The organism is Methylobacterium sp. WL103 (assembly GCF_008039885.1).
Taxonomy (GTDB): Bacteria; Pseudomonadota; Alphaproteobacteria; order Rhizobiales; family Beijerinckiaceae; genus Methylobacterium; species Methylobacterium cerastii.
The window spans coordinates 1-17,989 of sequence record NZ_VRUX01000036.1 but is presented as its reverse complement, the minus strand read 5'-3'; the positions used below and the strand labels follow the sequence as shown (position 1 = coordinate 17,989).

General features: G+C 68.8%; 16 protein-coding genes and 1 riboswitch. Of the genes, 11 read left to right on the top strand and 5 right to left on the bottom strand.

Annotation, left to right across the window (positions count from 1 at the left end; genetic code table 11):
- Window positions 1–203, top strand: a 203-nt coding sequence (locus FV222_RS04635; RefSeq protein WP_147813201.1) for an SIMPL domain-containing protein, incomplete at its 5' end; no start/stop codon positions are given.
- Window positions 204–211: 8 nt separating this feature from the next.
- Window positions 212–628 carry a (deoxy)nucleoside triphosphate pyrophosphohydrolase gene (locus tag FV222_RS04630; protein ID WP_147813203.1) on the top strand — a complete coding sequence of 139 codons (417 nt, stop codon included), beginning with the start codon at window positions 212–214 and terminating at the stop codon, window positions 626–628.
- A 6-nt stretch (window positions 629–634) separates the two neighbouring features.
- On the opposite strand, the gene FV222_RS04625 is transcribed toward FV222_RS04630, so the two are convergent.
- A complete protein-coding gene (locus FV222_RS04625; RefSeq protein WP_147763856.1) occupies window positions 635–1,168 on the bottom strand; it encodes a GcrA family cell cycle regulator in 534 nt (177 codons plus the stop codon).
- 415 nt (window positions 1,169–1,583) lie between these two features.
- Here FV222_RS04625 and FV222_RS04620 point away from each other — a divergent pair, with 415 nt between their 5' ends.
- The 3 genes from FV222_RS04620 (at window position 1,584) to flaF (ending at window position 4,917) form a co-directional block, all read left to right on the top strand.
- The gene (locus FV222_RS04620; RefSeq protein WP_147813199.1) at window positions 1,584–2,771 is read left to right on the top strand and encodes a patatin-like phospholipase family protein; all 1,188 of its coding nucleotides are present in this window, start codon (window positions 1,584–1,586) and stop codon (window positions 2,769–2,771) included.
- A gap of 78 nt (window positions 2,772–2,849) precedes the next feature.
- Window positions 2,850–4,475 (top strand): ABC-F family ATP-binding cassette domain-containing protein, encoded by a 1,626-nt coding sequence (locus FV222_RS04615; protein ID WP_147813197.1) that lies wholly within the window; start codon window positions 2,850–2,852, stop codon window positions 4,473–4,475.
- Between the two features lie 82 nt (window positions 4,476–4,557).
- Window positions 4,558–4,917: a flagellar biosynthesis regulator FlaF gene (gene flaF, locus FV222_RS04610; protein ID WP_147751609.1), complete on the top strand. Its 360-nt coding sequence runs from the start codon at window positions 4,558–4,560 to the stop codon at window positions 4,915–4,917.
- Between the two features lie 348 nt (window positions 4,918–5,265).
- Here flaF and FV222_RS04605 read toward each other — a convergent pair whose 3' ends face one another.
- Window positions 5,266–5,655 carry a flagellar biosynthesis repressor FlbT gene (locus FV222_RS04605; RefSeq protein ID WP_147751610.1) on the bottom strand — a complete coding sequence of 130 codons (390 nt, stop codon included), beginning with the start codon at window positions 5,653–5,655 and terminating at the stop codon, window positions 5,266–5,268.
- Window positions 5,656–5,896: 241 nt separating this feature from the next.
- On the opposite strand from FV222_RS04605, the gene FV222_RS04600 reads away from it, so the two are divergent.
- Window positions 5,897–8,167, top strand: coding sequence for a DUF1522 domain-containing protein (locus FV222_RS04600; protein WP_147763853.1), 2,271 nt, complete (start codon window positions 5,897–5,899; stop codon window positions 8,165–8,167).
- A 251-nt stretch (window positions 8,168–8,418) separates the two neighbouring features.
- On the opposite strand, the gene FV222_RS30600 is transcribed toward FV222_RS04600, so the two are convergent.
- A complete protein-coding gene (locus FV222_RS30600) occupies window positions 8,419–8,586 on the bottom strand; it encodes a hypothetical protein (protein WP_210248451.1) in 168 nt (55 codons plus the stop codon).
- 376 nt (window positions 8,587–8,962) lie between these two features.
- On the bottom strand, window positions 8,963–10,852 hold the full coding sequence (gene thiC / locus FV222_RS04595; RefSeq protein WP_147761449.1) for a phosphomethylpyrimidine synthase ThiC: 1,890 nt from the start codon (window positions 10,850–10,852) through the stop codon (window positions 8,963–8,965).
- 74 nt (window positions 10,853–10,926) lie between these two features.
- Window positions 10,927–11,035, bottom strand: a riboswitch (TPP riboswitch).
- A 118-nt stretch (window positions 11,036–11,153) separates the two neighbouring features.
- Here thiC and FV222_RS04590 point away from each other — a divergent pair.
- The 3 genes from FV222_RS04590 (at window position 11,154) to FV222_RS04580 (ending at window position 13,685) form a co-directional block, all read left to right on the top strand.
- Window positions 11,154–11,990, top strand: coding sequence for an alpha/beta hydrolase (locus FV222_RS04590; protein WP_147761448.1), 837 nt, complete (start codon window positions 11,154–11,156; stop codon window positions 11,988–11,990).
- Window positions 11,991–12,056: 66 nt separating this feature from the next.
- On the top strand, window positions 12,057–12,425 hold the full coding sequence (locus FV222_RS04585) for an HNH endonuclease (RefSeq protein ID WP_147761447.1): 369 nt from the start codon (window positions 12,057–12,059) through the stop codon (window positions 12,423–12,425).
- Between the two features lie 174 nt (window positions 12,426–12,599).
- The gene (locus tag FV222_RS04580; protein ID WP_147761446.1) at window positions 12,600–13,685 is read left to right on the top strand and encodes an acyltransferase family protein; all 1,086 of its coding nucleotides are present in this window, start codon (window positions 12,600–12,602) and stop codon (window positions 13,683–13,685) included.
- Window positions 13,686–13,722: 37 nt separating this feature from the next.
- On the opposite strand, the gene FV222_RS04575 is transcribed toward FV222_RS04580, so the two are convergent.
- Window positions 13,723–13,974, bottom strand: a complete 252-nt coding sequence (locus tag FV222_RS04575) for a PilZ domain-containing protein (protein ID WP_147761445.1) — start codon at window positions 13,972–13,974, stop codon at window positions 13,723–13,725.
- Window positions 13,975–14,251: 277 nt separating this feature from the next.
- Here FV222_RS04575 and FV222_RS04570 point away from each other — a divergent pair, with 277 nt between their 5' ends.
- A complete protein-coding gene (locus FV222_RS04570; protein ID WP_147813195.1) occupies window positions 14,252–16,453 on the top strand; it encodes a transglycosylase domain-containing protein in 2,202 nt (733 codons plus the stop codon).
- Between the two features lie 189 nt (window positions 16,454–16,642).
- The coding region (locus FV222_RS04565; RefSeq protein WP_147813192.1) for a diguanylate cyclase at window positions 16,643–17,989 on the top strand (1,347 nt) is incomplete at its 3' end.

Below are 17,989 nucleotides of genomic sequence, written 5' to 3'. Positions count from 1 at the left end.
CTGCCCGCACGCAGGCTGCGGCGCTCGCCGAAGCCGTCGGCGCGCGGCTGGGCAGCCTCTGCTCGCTCGTCGCGAACCGCACGTCCGTCCCGATGGGACTTCAGGCGAGCCGCGCTGTGGCATCGCCGAAGCGCGTCCCGATCGAAGCAGGGACGATCAGCAGTTCGGCCGAGGTCACCGCCACCTTTGCGATCGGCCGATGAGCACCGCCGTGCCTGCGCCGGTGCGCCTGCTCCTCGTCGTCGCCGTGGCGCTTGTCGACCACGATGGCCGCGTGCTCGTCAGCGAGCGTCCGCCCGGCAAGCAGCTGGCGGGGCTTTGGGAGTTCCCAGGCGGCAAGGTCGAGCCGGGCGAGCGCCCCGAGGCGACGCTCATCCGCGAGCTCGCCGAGGAGATCGACATCCGCGTCGAGGAACCGTGCCTGGCGCCGCTCACCTTCGCGAGCCACGCCTACCCGGACTTCCACCTTCTGATGCCGCTCTACGTCTGCCGTCGCTGGAACGGCACGCCGCGCTCGCTCGAGGGGCAGGCGATCAAGTGGGTGCGCCCGCGCGACCTCCGCGACCTCGCCATGCCGCCGGCCGACGAGCCGCTGATCCCCTACCTGATCGACCTTCTCGGCCCCTGAGGTCTCTTAGCGGAAGCCGGCCACGCGGCGGTCGCGCTTGCGCTCGGCCGCCGGCTGATAGGCGATCTGGGCGTGGTGCGTGCAGTAGGGCAGGCCGGTGATCGAGCGCGCGCCGCAGAATCCGAATTCCGGCGTGGTCGGGTCGCCGATCGGCCAACGGCACATCGATTCCCGGAGGTCCATGATCGTCACCCGCTGCGAGGCGGCGAGCGCCACGGGCTCGGGCTTGGCGGCCGGGACGGGGAAGTCCGGTGCGAGCCGGTGCGAAAGGATCGCTACTGGCTCGGGCGCCTCGACCTCGACCACGGCGATGGCCGTCTCGATCTCGACCTCCTGGGCGGGCTTGCGCCGGGCGGCCGTCGCATCCTCGACCGGCTTCAACACGCGGCCGGACAGCCCGAGCCGGTGCACCTTGCCGATCACCGCGTTGCGGGTGACGCCGCCGAGCTGCGCCGCGATCTTGCTCGCGCTCTGGCCGTCTTCCCACAGCTGGCGCAGCAGCGTCACCCGCTCGTCCGTCCAACTCAAGATGGTATCCATGGTCTCGCCCCTCCCGATCTGAACCCGCGGGCTGCCTCGATCCCCGGCAGTGAAGGCGCGGATCGGACGCGACCTGTCCTCGCGATCCGGCCGCTCCCGAAGCTCGGGACAAGGCCGGCGCGAAGCCCGTCGTGCGCGCCGCTGGTCATGACGCCGTACCCCCCTGAGGCATCCGGCGACGCAGTCAACCTACAGGACCGTTCTCCGCCGATGCAAGGGCGCGGGAACCGGAGCGAAGGCTGTCCACCGACCAATGTCCGCACGGGAACCCAGGCGTTCCGGACGGCACGCGTGTGACCCTGGTGCACCACCTGTGGGCGTACGGTTCCATTGCCGCCGAAGGCCAGGAACGGTACTATGGCCAAGCTCGTTCGCTTGCCGTGACGGCGCTCGTCGGGCTTGGGGTTTTTTGACGATGTCGCGTCGATATGGTTGGCTGCGCGAGTGCCTCGTGCTCGCTTTTGCGGCCCAGCTTGCCGCCTGCTCCTCGGTGCCGAGGATTCCGTACACGGCCGCCGAGGCGGCGGTGGCCGGCGTGCCAGGCATCCCCGGCGCGCGCGTGTTTTCCGACGCCTCGGTCGAGACCTTCACCGAGATGGCCGCAACCCCCCAGAACAAGCGCCAGGGCTTCAGCTATCTCGCCCTGTCCGGCGGCGGCGGGGACGGCGCCTACGGGGCCGGCGTGCTCAACGGCTGGTCGGCTTCGGGCACGCGGCCGGAATTCTCGCTGGTGTCGGGCGTCAGCACGGGATCGCTGATCGCGCCGTTCGCGTTCCTCGGCACCTCGTACGATTCCTATCTCACTGACATCTACACCAGCGGCATCGCCGGTACCCTGGTGCAGAGCCCGAGCGTGGTGAACGTGCTGTTCGGCTCCGGCCTGTTCGGCGACGGGCGCCTGCGCGACCTCGTCGGCCGCTACGTCAACGCCGACCTGCTCGCGGCCATCGCCGCCGAGCACGCCAAGGGCCGCCGCCTGCTGGTGGTGACGACGAACCTCGACAGCCAGCGCGCCACGATCTGGAACATGGGCGCCATCGCCGCGAGCGGCGCGCCGAACGCGGTCGACCTGTTCCGCGACGTGCTCACCGCGTCGGCGAGCATCCCGGCGGTGTTCCCGCCCCAGCTCATCGACGTGCAGGCCGACGGGCGCGCCTTCCAGGAGCTGCATGTCGACGGCTCCGTGGTCACGCCGGTCTTCACCCTGCCGCAGGCCCTGCTGCTCCGCGACAAGCGCCTGCAAACCGGGCAGCGGGGGCGGATCTACGTCATCATCAACGGCCGCCTGGAGCCGGAATTCGACGTGACGCAGAACAACACCCTGTCGATCGTCGGGCGCTCCTTCACCACCGCGAGCCGTGCGCGCAGCCGCCAGACGTTGGCCGCAACGTACGCCTTCGCCCGCGAGAACGGCATCGGCTTCAACCTCACCTACATCCCGGAGGACGGGCCTAAGCTCGCCACGCCGGACGGCTTCGACACCACCTACATGCGCAACCTCTACGAAGCCGGCTTCGAGCGCGCGAAGACCGGGCGCTTCTGGGAGAACACGGTGCCGGCCGCGCCCCTGACGAAGGCGATCGCCACCGCCGCCACACGGTAGGGCCGCGTCGCTCGCACTATTTGCTGCAGTGCGGTAGGGAGTGGGGAGCGCCTCCGCTCCCACCCCGTGACCCCTATCATGCTGCAGATCGATGACCTGACCTTCAACATGTGGGGGCGGCGCTTCTTCACGAAGGCTAGCGTGGCGATCCCGCCCGGCGCCAAGGTCGGGATCGTCGGGCGCAACGGCGTCGGCAAGTCGACCCTGTTCAAGATCGTGCTGGGCGAGTTCCAGCCGGATTCTGGTACGGTGTTCCTGCCCAAGACCGCGCGCATCGGCGCCGTCGATCAGGAGCATCCGGCGACGCCGGTCAGCCTGATCGACACGATCCTCGCCGCCGACGTCGAGCGCGACGCCCTCTACGCCGAGCTCGAGACCGCCGAGCCCGAGCGCATGGGCGAGATCTACGGCCGGCTGATCGAGATCGATGCCGACCGGGCGCCGGCCCGCGCCGGCGAGATCCTGGCGGGCCTCGGCTTCTCGGTGGCCGACCTCGAGCGGCCCATGTCCGAGTTCTCCGGCGGCTGGCGCATGCGGGTCGCGCTGGCGGCGGCGTTGTTTACCGCCCCCGATGTGCTGCTGCTCGACGAGCCGACGAACTACCTCGACCTCGAAGGCGCGCTGTGGCTGGAGGCGCGGCTGAAGCGCTATCCGCATTCGGCGCTGATCATCAGCCACGACCGCGAGCTGCTGAACAACTCCGTCGATTCGATCCTGCACGTCGCCAACGGGCAACTCGAACTCTACGCCGGCGGCTACGACGACTTCGAGCGGCGCCGCGCCGAGAAGGCCCGGCTCCAGCTCTCGGCCAAGGCCAAGCAGGACGCCGAGCGCGCCCATCTTCAGAGCTTCATCGACCGCTTCAAGGCGAAGGCTTCGAAGGCGGCGCAGGCGCAGTCACGGGTCAAGCGCCTGGCCAAGCTCGAACCGATCGCGACGACGATCGAGGAGCACGTGGCGCCGTTCCACCTGCCGTCGCCGAAGCGCCCGCTGGCGCCGCCGCTGATGCATCTCACCGACGTCGAGGTCGGCTACGGCGACGACCCAGCGATCCTGCGCGACCTGAACCTGACCCTCGACATCGACGACCGCATTGGCCTGCTCGGCGTCAACGGTGCCGGCAAGTCGACCTTCGCCAAGATGGCCGCCGGCGCCCTCGACATCCGCTCGGGGCGGATGACACGCGAAGGCCGAGTGCAGGTCGGCTGGTTCCACCAGCACCAGATCGAGGCGATGGACCCAAAGGACACGCCGCTCGCGATCATCCGGCGCGAGCGCCCGGAGGACAGCGAATCGGCGCGCCGCGGCAAGCTCGCGAGCTTCGGCCTCGCCTACGAGAAGCAGGAGACCACGGTCGATTCGCTCTCGGGCGGCGAGCGGGCGCGGCTGCTGCTCAACCTCGTGGCGATGCGGGCGCCCCACCTCCTGATCCTCGACGAGCCGACCAACCACCTCGACATCGACAGCCGCCGGGCGCTGCTCGATGCGCTGAACGATTACGAGGGCGCGGTCATCCTCATCACCCACGACCGCTCGCTGATGGAGCTGGTCGCCGACCGCCTGTGGCTCGCGGCCGACAACACGGTGAGACCGTTTGCCGGTGACATGGACGAGTACGCCAAGTTCGTCCTCGATCGATCCCGCGCCGGCAAGAGCGCGCCGGGGCAGGGGCGCGAGAAGAAAGGTAAGAAGCGGGCGGCGTGACCGGCGCGCTTACAGGTCGTTAACGCCGGTCTGCAATAAAGGCGCTCCGTGCCCGCCGGCCCGCGGGGGGAGCCGCCGATCGATGAGTTTCGCTGCAAACGCCTATGCCCGCACCGCGCAGAGCGTGCTCAGCCCGCGCGAGGCTGAAGCCGCCGTGCTGATCAAGGCCGCGCGCCAGCTCGAATCGGTGCGCGACAACTGGAACGATGCCGGCGGCTCGCTGAACAAGGCTCTGAACTTCAATCAGAAGGTCTGGACGCTCCTCGCGACCGGCGCGACGGCTCCGGAGAACCCGCTGCCGTCCGAGGTCAAGGACAACATCGCCGGCCTTTCGGTGTTCGTGTTCCGGCGGATCGTCGACACCCTCGTCGAACCGAAGCCCGAGAACCTGACGGCGCTGATCAACATCAACCAGCAGGTCGCCGCGGGTCTGCGCACCTGATCGCCGAATAAGCTGCGCCTCCGCGACGGGGGCGCGGCGTCGGTCTGCACGACCGGTACGATGCGGTCGACGAGACCCGAGCTGTGCCGTGCGCGCGTGGATGGCCTTCGATCGCGCACCGCCGGATGCCGAAGGCCGTGCGACGGCCGACCACACCTGCCAAGTCATCTTGAATTGCGGACGGGAGCCGGAAGCGTCCGAAAAGACTTCCCGCCTTTGCCCGCTCTATAAAGAGCGCCTCCGTGGTTTGAAGGCGTGGCCATTTCAGGACGGTGTCGTGCCGTGAAGACGCCGACTGACCATCCGTTTTCCCCCGATCGTACCATTGCCTCGGTGTGAAACCGAAATTCAAGCCTTGAGCCGCTGCGCGAGCTCCAGCTCGTACTGGATCAGCTCCTTGCACCGCTTGAGCGCCCGGTAGAAGTCGGCGCTCGCGATATGCTCGTGCATGTCGTGGATGTACGGGGCCATGCTCGGGGCTGCCTTCATCAGTTCGGTGGCCTGGACGACGAAGGCGTCCTCGGCCTCAGGCGGGTTCGAGGCGAGGTACATCACGGTCAGCGTGAGGTAGAGCCGCTTGCAGGCCGTGTCGGCCTCGCTTTCCAGGATGATGTCGCTCTCGCGCAGGAACGGCGTCACCGTCTCGATGACGAAGCTGGAGCGGCGCGATCCGTTGCGGATCGCCGTTCCGCCGATCAGCAAACGCTCGAACGGCTTTAGCTCGATCTTGAGAGGCATGGATCACCCGGGTTTCGCTCGGGCGAGCTTTGCAGAATTCGGGTAAACGTTTCGTAAATCCATCCCACTTGTTCGTTGGGCAAGTCATTCATACGTATACGAAATTCGAGATAGCTGGATATACGGTGTTCGCGAGGAGAGATTCCTTCACCATCCGCATTAAGCCGATGGCAACGCGGACGTGGTTTCTGGCGGCAGCCTCCAAAATGGGAGGCGCACCGATCAGAATGGATCGAATCTCATGTCTTCAGGCATCACGCTTTCGTCTGCGACGCGTCAGAACCTCCTCGTCGCCCAGGATACCGCCAGCCTGCTGGCGACGACCCAGAACCGGCTGTCGACCGGCAAGAAGGTCAATTCGGCCCTCGACAACCCGACCTCGTTCTTCACCTCTCAGGGCCTCGACAGCCGCTCGAACGACCTCTCGAACCTGCTCGACTCGATCTCGAACGGCGTCCAGGTGATCCAGGCCGCCAACACCGGCCTCACCTCGCTGCAGAAGCTGGTCGACTCGGCGAAGTCGGTCGCCAACCAGGCGCTTCAGAGCACGATCGGTTACTCCACAAAGTCGAACGTCTCGACCACGATCACCGGCGCGACCGCTGCCGACCTCCGTGGCACGACCTCGTATGCAAACGCTCTGGCTTCAAGCAACGGGATCTTCAGTGGTGCTGCAGGCGGTACGACCGCTGCAACCGGATCGACGACGCTTGGTGGCACGCTCGCTGCGAAGGTCGGCACTGCAGCCACCGCGGGCGACGGCTCGGCGGCACTGACCCCCAGCATAACCCTGATCGCCTCCGGCGGCGCCACGGCCACGGGTCTTGCGGGGAACGCTCAGCCTGCCGATGGCGATACGCTCTCGGTGAACGGAAAGACCATCACCTTCCGCGCCGGCAGCGCGCCGACCGGCACATCGATCCCGGCCGGCTCGGGCACGAGCGGAAACGTCCTGACCGACGGTACCGGAAACTCGACTGTCTACCTCGGAACGACCACCACGCCCGCCGGTACGGTCGGCGACCTTCTGACGGCGGTCGATCTCGCGAGCGGCGTCAAAACCGCCGTCAACAGCACCGCCGGTGCCGCGACGATCACGACGAGCTCTGGCCAGACCGTTTCGAGCATCACGACTGGTGCCGTGACTCTGAACTCTTCGACCGGCTCCGACCTCAACGTCACCGGCAAAGCGGATCTCCTGAAGGCCCTGGGTGTATCCACGGCGACGGGTTCGAACCCGGCGACGGTGACGGCAACGCGTGCGACGGTTTCGACCTCGACCTCCAGCCTGATCCAGGACGGGTCGACCCTGAACGTGAATGGCAAGACCATCACGTTCAAGAACGCTCAGACCCCGGCGGCTGCGAACGTTGCATCCGGCTCGGGCGTGTCCGGCAACGTCGTGACCGACGGCAGTGGCAACTCGACCGTCTTCCTCCAGGCCGGCTCGATTGCCGACGTCCTGAAGGCCGTCGATTTCGCAACCGGCGCGCAGACCGCCACCATCGCTAGCGGCGCCGCCACGCCGGCTGCCGTCTCGGGCGTCGCTGCCTCCAGCATCTCGGGCGGCGTTCTCAAGCTCAGCACAGGAACCACTTCCGACCTCAGCATCACCGGCACAGGCAATGCGCTGTCCGCGCTCGGCCTGGCTGGCAATGCCGGGACCGACACCACCTTCACCGCATCCCGGTCATCGACGCCCGGTGGCTTGTCCGGCAAGACGCTGACCTTCGGATCGCTGAATAAGGGGACTGCCGTCAACGTCACCTTCGGCGACGGTACCAACGGCACGGTCAAGACGCTGGATCAGCTCAACACCCAGCTTAGCGCCAACAACCTGTCGGCGACGGTGGATGCGAGTGGCAAGCTGACGATCCAGACCACCAACGACCACGCGTCCTCGACCATCGGCAGCACCGCTGATGGTGGCGCAATCGGCGGCACCGCCGCGAGCGTTTTCTCGGCGGCCGCTGCACCGGTGGCTGACGCGAACTCCCAGGCCACCCGCTCTTCGCTCCTGAGCCAGTTCAACTCGATCCTCGACAACATCAAGACGACGGCTCAGGACTCGTCCTTCAACGGGGTCAACCTGCTGAACGGTGACACGCTGAAGCTGACCTTCAACGAGAAGGGCAGCTCGACGCTGAACCTTCAGGGCGTCCAGTTCGACGCCGCCGGCCTGGGTCTGTCGAAGCTTGGGCAGAACGGCGCCAACGAGTTCGAGGACAATTCGGCGACCAACAACGTGATCTCATCGCTGTCCACCGCCTCCTCTGCGCTGCGGGCCCAGGCTTCGACCTTCGGCTCCAACCTCTCGGTGGTGCAGAACCGTCAGAGCTTCAACAAGAGCATCATCAACGTGCTGCAGACCGGTTCGTCGAACCTCACCAGCGCCGACCTGAACGAGGAGGCTGCCAACTCCCAGGCCCTCTCGACCCGCAACTCGCTGACGATCTCGGCGCTGTCGCTGGCCAACCAGGCCCAGCAGAGCGTCCTGCAGCTCCTCCGCTAAGCGCCACGGCGGCCGCCCCGATCCGGGCGGCCGTCCTCTTCCCGACGGAACACCGTTGCGACTCTGGCTCCTGTGGCTTTCGGCTCCGGGGGCCATTTTCGTGGCCGCAAGGCGAATTTGGCTCCTCGGATCTGGGCTTGCGCCGACGGGTTGGGCGACGCAATCGGCAGGTGGAAACGAGAAAGGCCGGGCTCCTGGAGCCCGGCCTTTCTCGTTTCCGATCAGTGCGTTCGTCGTGTCCGGTTCGCGCCTCAGGCGGTGCGGTCGACGGGCCGCTCGGCCTGGGCTTTGGCCGCCGCGGCTTCCGCGTAGGCACGGCTCTTGAGGACCGCCGGATCAGGCAACTGGACGACGACGTTCCCGTAGCTCGAATCGATGACTTGGTAGACGATGCTTTTCGTGTCGGCGTCGACGGTCACCCGACGCTCGGTCTTCCCGGCCGGCGGTGTCTCGACCGGCTTCGGATTCTGGACAGCTGCGGGAGACCGGCCGTCGACGCGGATGTCGAGGCGGACTGCGGGATCGAGCGGAGGGCTGGGTGCCGCCCGCGGATCGTTCGCCGCCACCGCCGGGGCGGGGGAGGGCGGCGGAGTGGAGGCTATCGGACTCGGGCCGGATACGCGCATGGCACGCTCCTCATCACATTGCTGATGAGGTCCAGCAAAGGTCCGCCGCGTGAAGGAGACCTTAAGACTTGCGTCCCCTGCACCGTTGCCGTCCGCCAGGTTGAACGGACCGGCAACGATGTCGGAAGACTTTTAACGAACGGTCGAAGCGGACCGTTCGCCCATACTGCTACTCGGCGGCGTCGACGTAGAGCTTGCCGCCCTCGGCCAGGAACTCGCGGGACTTCTCCGCCATCCCGGCCTCGCGCTCGGCGCTCGTCAGGATCGGTGCGGTGTTCAGCACCTCGCCCGCAGCCTCCATCGCCAGCACCTCGGCGCGCAGGTCCTGCGTGATCTTCATCGAGCAGAACTTTGGCCCGCACATCGAGCAGAAATGCGCGACCTTGTGGGCGTCCTTGGGCAGGGTCTCGTCGTGGTAGGCGCGGGCCGTGTCCGGGTCGAGGCCCAGGTTGAACTGGTCCTCCCAGCGGAAGTCGAAGCGCGCCTTCGACAAGGCGTCGTCGCGCAGCTGCGCCGCCGGGTGGCCCTTGGCGAGGTCCGCGGCATGCGCGGCGATCTTGTAGGTGATCACCCCGGTCTTCACGTCGTCGCGGTTCGGCAGGCCGAGGTGCTCCTTCGGCGTGACGTAGCAGAGCATCGCGCAGCCGAACCAGCCGATCATCGCCGCGCCGATGCCGGAGGTGATGTGGTCGTAGCCCGGCGCGATGTCGGTGGTCAGCGGACCGAGGGTGTAGAACGGCGCCTCGCCGCACTCGGCGAGCTGCTTCTCCATGTTGACCTTGACCTTGTGCATCGGCACATGCCCTGGCCCTTCGATCATGGTCTGGCAGCCCTTGTTCCAGGCGATCTTGGTGAGCTCGCCCAGGGTCTCGAGCTCGGCGAACTGCGCCGCGTCGTTGGCGTCGGCGATCGAGCCGGGCCGCAGGCCGTCGCCTAGCGAGAACGAGACGTCGTAGGCGCGGCAGATGTCGCAGATCTCCTCGAAGCGCTCGTAGAGGAACGATTCGCGGTGCCCGGCCAGGCACCAGCGCGCCATGATCGAGCCGCCGCGCGAGACGATGCCGGTGACGCGCCGCGCGGTGAGCGGCACGTGGGCGAGGCGCACGCCCGCGTGAATGGTGAAGTAGTCGATGCCCTGCTCGGCCTGCTCGATGAGCGTGTCCTTGAACACCTCCCAGTCGAGCTTGAGCGGGTCGCCGCCGACCTTCTCCAGCGCCTGGTAGATCGGCACCGTGCCGATCGGGACCGGCGAGTTGCGGATGATCCACGAGCGGATGTTGTGGATGTTGCGGCCGGTCGAGAGGTCCATGACCGTGTCGGCGCCCCAGCGGATCGACCAGACCAGCTTCTCGACCTCTTCCGCCGCCGAGGAGGTCACGGCCGAGTTGCCGATGTTGGCGTTGATCTTCACCAGGAAGTTCCGGCCGATCGCCATCGGCTCCAGCTCGGTGTGGTTGATGTTGGCCGGGATGATCGCCCGGCCGCGCGCGACCTCGTCGCGCACGAATTCGGGGGTGATGAACGGCGGCACCGAGGCGCCGAAGCTCTCGCCGTCGGCGAGCGCGGCATGCGCTCGGTCTAGCATCTGCTCGCGGCAGAGGTTCTCGCGGTGGGCGACGTAGATCATCTCCTCGGTGACGATCCCGGCGCGGGCGAACTCGTACTGGGTCACCATCTGGCCGGGCTCCGCCTTGCGGATGGTCCGCTCGGCGGGGCAGGGGGCCACGAGCTTGTCGGCGGGCACGAACCCGTTGTCCTCGGGCTTGACGACGCGCGGCTGCACGGCGGCGTAGCCGCGCTTGGCGATCCAGGCGTCGCGCACCGGCGGCAGGCCCTTGGCGAGATCGATGCGGGCGTTGGTCTCGGTGTAGGGGCCGGACGGGTCGTAGACCCGCACCGCCGGCTCGTTCGGGTCGGTGAGCACGATCTCGCGGAACGGCACCCGGATGTCCTCCCGGCCGGCCACGCTCGCGTAGACCTTGTGCGAACCGGTGACCGGACCCGTGGTCACGGTCTCGGGGCTACCTTTGACGTCTTTGGACAGGACGGGCGCATTCATCGTCGGATCTCCCGGCATTGGGGCGATGCGGCGCGCCGCGACGGAGATGCGATGAAGCGGCGGGCGCCGGATGAGGCGCCGCAGGTTCCCGTCCCTCCGCCGGTACGAGCCGGATCAGGTTCAAGGGTCAGGACGTCGCGTCCACTCTCAGCCCCCGGTCGTGGGGCCCCCCTCGGAATGGTTCGAATCTCCGCGGGCCGCCGGACTTTGTCAATGCGCCGGCCGGATCAGGCGGAAACGGACGGATGCCGACGTCGTCTCGGATCGGTGTAGGGTCCCGCGGGAAACGCGACGGAGCCCCATGCGAATCCTGCTCGTCCTGGCGGCCGCCGCCCTCGGCCTGTTCGCGTTGATGCTCGGGGCGCTCGGCCTGTTCCAGCGCAGCCTGATCTATCCCGGCGCCTTCATCGCCGGCCCGCGGGCGCGGCTGCCTGTGCCGCCGGGCACGCAAGCCCTGTCCCTGCTCACCGCCGACGACGAGCGCCTGCACGCCCTGTGGCGCGCGCCGCGGCCGGGATGCGGCGTCGTGGTCAGCTTCCACGGCAACGGCTCGCGGCCCGAGCCTGCCGCGGCGCGGTTCTCCGCCCCTCCTTGGTCCACCGCCGGCTGGGGCGTGCTGGCGATCTCTTATCGCGGGTATCCGGGTTCGACCGGCGCGCCGAGCGAGGACGGGCTGATCGCCGACGGGCTCGCGGCGGTGGCCGAAGCCGTACGGCGCGCGCCCGGCGCCCCGATCCTGCTGCACGGCCATTCCCTCGGTGCGGCGGTCGCGGTCGCGGTGGCCGAGCGGGTGCCGCATCTCGGGCTCTACCTGGAGGCGCCCTTCGATTCGCTGCCCGGCATCGTCCGCCTCGCCTTCCCCTACGCGCCGACCTTCCTCCTCCGCGATACCTGGCGCTCCGACGCGCGCATCGCCCGGGCCGGCGGCCCGGTGCTGATCGTCCACGGCACCGAGGACGGCGTCGTCCCGGTGAAGCTCGGGCGCCGGCTTGCGACGGCGGCGGGGGAGGGCGCGCGCTTCGAGTCTGTGGCGGGCGACCACGTCTCGGTGCTCGGTACCCGAGACCGGCTGGCCGAGACGATGTTCGGCGATTCCCTTCGCGCAGCATGCCCGACGCCCGCCGCAGCGACGCCGTGACGCCGCGCCCCGAATTTGCGCCGATCCCATATTCTGGAGGGCGCGGATGTGGAGGGAGACGGGGCTTTGGGGCGACGCGAACGGCGCTGGCGCGAGGATGAACCAGACCCGTGGGCCCGCAGCCCTGAACCGGTGATCTGCCCGCTCTGCGAGCGGCCGATCCCGCCGCGCGCCCGGTCGAGCCTGCACCACCTCGTGCCGAAGCTGAAGGGAGGCACCCACGGCATTACGGTCCGGCTGCATCAGGTTTGCCACTCGGCGATCCATGCCCGCCACAGCGAAGCCGAACTCGCACGCCGGCTCGCCGACGTGGCCGCGCTGCGGGCCGAACCGGAGATCGCCCGCTTCATCGCCTGGGTGCGGACCAAGCCCGATGACTTCCACGCCGCCACGCGGATGACGCGCGACCGCCGCGCGGCCAAGCGCAAGAGCTGACCACAGAAAGAGCTGACCACAGCAAGAGCTGACCAGCGCCGGATCTGGTCCCGCCCCGCAGGCGCCCTCGGTTTACCCCTCGTTCGCCATGTTGCGCGATGGCGCCAGCCGGCTCAGGCGGCCTTTACGGGTCTCGCTTCAGGGTTGCGTCCGCGCAACGTTCGGGAGGCGGCGATGTTTGGGGAGGCGGGCGCGGCTGTGCCGGCGGAGGCGCTGCGTCTCGCCTGGGTCGACGTCGCCAAGGGCATCTGCATCCTCCTCGTGGTGATGATGCATTCCACCCTGGGGACCGGGGCGGCGATGGAGGGCGAGGGGTTCCTCCACACGGTGGTGACTTTCGCCAAGCCGTTCCGCATCCCTGACTTCTTCCTGCTGTCGGGCCTGTTCCTCGGACGGGTGATCGATCGCCCGTGGCGCCTGTTCGCCGACCGGCGCGTGGTGCACTTCGCGTATTTCTACGGGCTCTGGGTCGTGATCCAGTCGCTGGCGAAATACCCGGCGATCGTCGGCGAGGCCGGCCCCGGCGCCTTCGCCACCCACCTCCTGAACGCACTGGTCGAGCCGTACTCGACCCTATGGTTCATCTACCTGCTCGCGGTGTTCTCGGTCGCGACCAAGATGCTGCGTCGCGTGCCGCCCGCGGTGCTGCTGGCCGGCGCCGCGCTGCTGCAGGTCGTGCCCATCGCCACCCCATCCTACCTCGCGGAGGAGTTCTGCGCCCGCTACGTCTACTTCCTGGCCGGGTACGTCTTCGCCGATCGCATCTTCGCCCTGGCCGACCGGGCGGCGGCGGCCCCGCGCATCGCCTGCACGTTCCTGCTACTCTGGGCGGGCATCGAGGCGTGGCTCGCCTTCACGCCGTCGAGCCTTCCCGGCTACCCGACCCTGGCCAGTCTGCCGGTGGTCGCCCTGATCGTAGGCGGAGCCGGCGCCCTCGCCATCGTCTCGGGCGCGGCGCTCCTGACGGCGGCCGGCGGGCCGGTCGCCACTTCCTTGCGCGCCTGCGGACGGCGCTCGATCGTGATCTATCTGGCGTTCTTCCTGCCGATGGCCGCGACGCGGACGCTGCTGGTCAAGGCCGGGCTGATCGCCGACGTCGGGCTCGCCAGCCTGACGGTGATGGCGGTCGCCGTGATCGTGCCGCTGGCGCTGGAGCGTGCGGTGCGCGGCACCGCGCTTCGCGTCCTGTTCGTCCGTCCGAAGGCGTTCCACATCGCGACCGCAGCGAACTCGCAGGCGCCGGCGCTTCAGGCGGCCTGATCTGCCCCGTCCGAGGCCATCGCAGCGTCCTCAGGCCTCAGCCTTCGAAACACACCCCCAGGCGGCGGCCCTCGCGCCGCACGACGCGGCAGCGCCGCGGCGGCTCGTAGGCGGTCACCTGCAGCGTGAACCGGTCCGGCACGACGACCTCGGGCGCAAGCTCGAGCTGAGCGCCGGTCGCCGACACGTCCCAGACGAGACATTCCTGCGCGTCCGCACCACTCTCGGCGAACAGGCTCGCGACCTGGAAGGCATCCTTGCGCGGGGTGTTGCGTCGATTGTCGCTCATGGCATCACCCGAGGATTGGAGGCGGAGCGCATCATGCGCGCCGAGGCTTAGCAAATGCCCCAAGCGGCCGAGCGCAGACCGTCGGCGCGCCACCGCGGATCCCGGGAGAATCCTGCCGGCCCAAACCCAAGTGCCTGATCCTCAACGACTTCTGAAAATCGGCGGTTAACATCCCTTAAACCCGCCGCATTTACCGTGCGGAACCGGGCCTCCGACGATCGCCGCGCGCAGCCTTCGCGTCGCGCGTGCCCACGGGGCCTCAGGACAGACGGGACGCATGGCGAACGGACGCGGACGGGACGGCCGGGGCGAACCGAACTTCGACGTGCCCGAAGGGCGCGGCGCAGGTCGGGGCGGCGCGGACCTGCGCCTGTCGCGGGACGATCGCCCGGGAGGCGGCGTGGCGAGCAGAGTTCGGGACGGCGAGGACAAGGGCAGCCGCCGGGCGAAGCCCGCAGCAAAAAGCGGCGCGCGCCGCAGCGGGGGCAAGAAGGTCCGCAGGCGATCCCTGCTCGGGCGCCTCGTCTACGCCGGGTGGGTGCTCGGCCTATGGGCGGTGGTCGGCATCGCCGGCCTCATCGCCTACCACGCCTCGCAGCTGCCGCCGATCGACCAGCTCGCGGTGCCCAAGCGCCCGCCGAACATCGCCATCCTGGCATCCGACGGCTCGCTGCTCGCCAACCGCGGCGAGACCGGCGGCCGCGTCGTCGGCATCAAGGAGCTGCCGACCTACCTTCCGCGCGCCTTCGTGGCGATCGAGGACAGGCGCTTCTATAGTCATTTCGGCGTCGACCCGGTCGGCATCCTGCGCGCCATCGGCCAGAACCTGACGCGCCGCGGCGTCGCCCAGGGCGGCTCGACGCTGACGCAGCAGCTCGCCAAGAACCTGTTCCTCACCCCCGAGCGCTCGGCCTCGCGAAAGATCCAGGAGGCGATCCTCGCCCTCTGGCTGGAGCACAAGTACACCAAGGACGAGCTGCTCGAGCTCTATCTGAACCGGGTCTATTTCGGAGCCGGCGCCTACGGCGTCGAGGCGGCGGCGCAGCGCTACTTCGGCAAGCCGGCCAAGAACGTCAGCGTCGCGGAAGCCGCGATGCTCGGCGGCCTCGTCCAGGCCCCCTCGCGGCTGGCGCCGAACCGCAACCTGCCGGCAGCCCAGGCGCGCGCCGCCCAGGTCGTCGCGGCGATGCAGGAGCTCGGCTTCATCACCGCCCAGGACGCCAAGGTCGCGCTCGCCCAGCCGGCACGCCCGGCGAGCAGCCGCGGCGGCGGCTCGGCGAACTACGTCGCCGACCTGGTGATGGACGTGCTCGACGACTTCGTCGGCACGATCGAGGGCGACATCGTCGTCCAGACCACGATCGACACCACCCTGCAGGCGACCGCCGAGAAGGCGCTCGTCGACGAGCTCAACGCCAAGGGCGGGCGCTACAACGTCGGCCAGGGCGCGCTCGTCTCGATGCGGCCGGACGGCGCGATCCGCGCGCTGATCGGCGGGCGCGACTACGCGCAGAGCCAGTTCAACCGCGCCACCACGGCCAAGCGCCAGCCGGGCTCCTCGTTCAAGCCGTTCGTCTACCTCGCCGCGGTCGAGCGCGGGGCGACGCCGGACACGGTCAAGGAGGACGCGCCGATCAAGATCGGCAACTGGCAGCCCGAGAACTATTCGCACCAGTACGAGGGACCGGTCACCCTGCGCACCGCGCTCGCCCTGTCGCTCAACACGGTCGCCGTGCGCCTCGGCCAGGAGGTCGGAGCCAAGGCGGTGGTGCAGACGGCGCAGCGGCTCGGCATCTCCTCGCCGCTGCAGGCCAACGGCTCGATCGCGCTCGGCACCTCGGAGGTGACGCCGCTGGAGATGGTCGGGGCCTACGGTGCCTTCGCCAACGGCGGCACGGGGGTGATCCCCTACGTCGTCGCCGGGGTGAAGGGCGTCGACGGCAAGGTCCTGTACAAGCGCGGCGAAGGCGGCCTCGGTCGCGTCATCGATCCGAACGCCGTCGGCATGATGAACGCGATGATGCACGAGACCTTCGTGATCGGCACCGCCAAGAAGGGCGACATCCCCGGCTGGGATCTGGCCGGCAAGACCGGCACCAGCCAGGATTTCCGCGATGCCTGGTTCATCGGCTATTCCGGCAGCCTGGTCACCGGGATCTGGCTCGGCAACGACGACGGCGAGCCGACCAAGAAGGCGTCCGGCGGCAACCTGCCGGTGGAGATCTGGAAGACCTACATGAGCGTCGCCCTGAAGGGTCAGACGCCGGTGCCGCTGCCCGGCCTCAACCGCTGGCGCAAGGCGCCCGAGACGACGGCCTCGGTGGCGAGCGCGCCGAACCCGGGCAACATCCTCGGGCAGATCTTCGGCGAGCCGCCCGCACCCGCCCCGGCACCCCGGGCCACAGCCGCGCGGCGTCCGGCGGCCCGCGACGCGGACGACCGGAACTTCATCGAGAAGCTGTTCGGCCTCGGCGATTGATCGTCGGTGTAGGCCTCGGAAAGGCCTCGCCGGCATCGCTTGCAACGTCAGAGGGGTGCGCCGGACTTGCGATTGACGAAGCGTTCAGCATGTTGATCAGTCTTTCTACTACAGATTGGGCGCGTTAGGCTAAAATACTTCTCTCGCTTGCATCATCGTCGTGAGGCTTCGAGTTTGGGTCCGCGGTCGATGTCTGCCAAATCGATGTTTGCCAGCAAGGCGAAGCTTTCCAGGTCGGTGCTCGCCGACCTGGCGTCCGCCGCGACGGCGCCCCTGCGGAAGGACCGTGCCTCCCTGTTGATCGCCCGGTTCGGCATCGGCGTCACCGCCTGCCTCGCGATCCTCGGCGCCTACCTGATCTACGACCTGCGCGACGGCGCGTGGCGGCGCGCCGAGACGAACGCACAGAACCTGCTCGGCATGATCGAGGAGGCCGTGTCCCGCAACGTCGTGATGTACGACCTGTCGCTCCAGGCCGCCGCCGTCCGCGCCACCCAGCCGAACCTGATCGAGCTGCCGCCCGACCTGCGGCGCGAGGTGCTGTTCGACAACGCCGCCTCGGCGGCGGGCCTCGGCGTCATCGCCCTGGTCGACTCCTCCGGCCAGGTCCAGATCACCTCGGACCCGGAGACCACGAGCCGCCACTCGGTCGCCGACCTGCCCGAGTTCCAGCGCCTGAAGGCCGACCCGCAGGCCGGGCTGGTGATCACCGGCCCGCGGACGTCGCGCATCTCGGGCCGGTCGATCATGGGCCTGAGCCGGCCGATCGTGAAGGCGGACGGCACGTTCGGGGGGATGGTGAGTGGGGCGATCCACCTGTCGTACTTCCAGTCGCAGTTCGCACGGCTGCGGATCGATCCGGGCGCCCACATCAACGTCTTCCACCAGGACGGGACGCTGATGCTGCGGCATCCCTACGGGGCAGGCTACGTCGGGCGCAACGTCGCGGACGGGCCGGCCTTCCTGCGGCACCGCGAGGAGCGGCGCGGGATGTTCGTCGGCACCTCCACGCTCGACGGCAAGGACCGCCTCTACGCCTTCGCCAACCTCGAAGGCCTGCCGCTCGTCGTCAACGTCTCGACCGGCGTCGACAGCATCCGCGCCGTCTGGCTTTCGAAGGCGCTTTGGATCGCGGCGCTGATCCTGGGCCTGATCTGCGTCACCCTGGGCTCGATGCTGGTGCTCCACCGGGAGATGACCCAGCGCACGGTGGCGGAGGATTCCGCGCGCACCGCCAACGCCGAGCTGTCGCGCCTCGCGCTCACCGACAGCCTCACCGGCCTGCCCAACCGCCGCCGCTACGACGCGGCCCTCGACGAAGCCTGGCAGCGCGCCGTGCGCCATCGGGAGCCGATCGCGCTGCTGCTGCTCGACGCCGACCACTTCAAGCGGTTCAACGACCATTTCGGCCATCACCGCGGCGACGCGGTCCTCCAGGCCCTGGCCGCGTGCGTGCTGCAGCGCCTGGCCGGCCTCGACGCGGTCGCCTGCCGGATCGGCGGCGAGGAGTTCGCGGTGATCCTGTCCGGCCTGCCC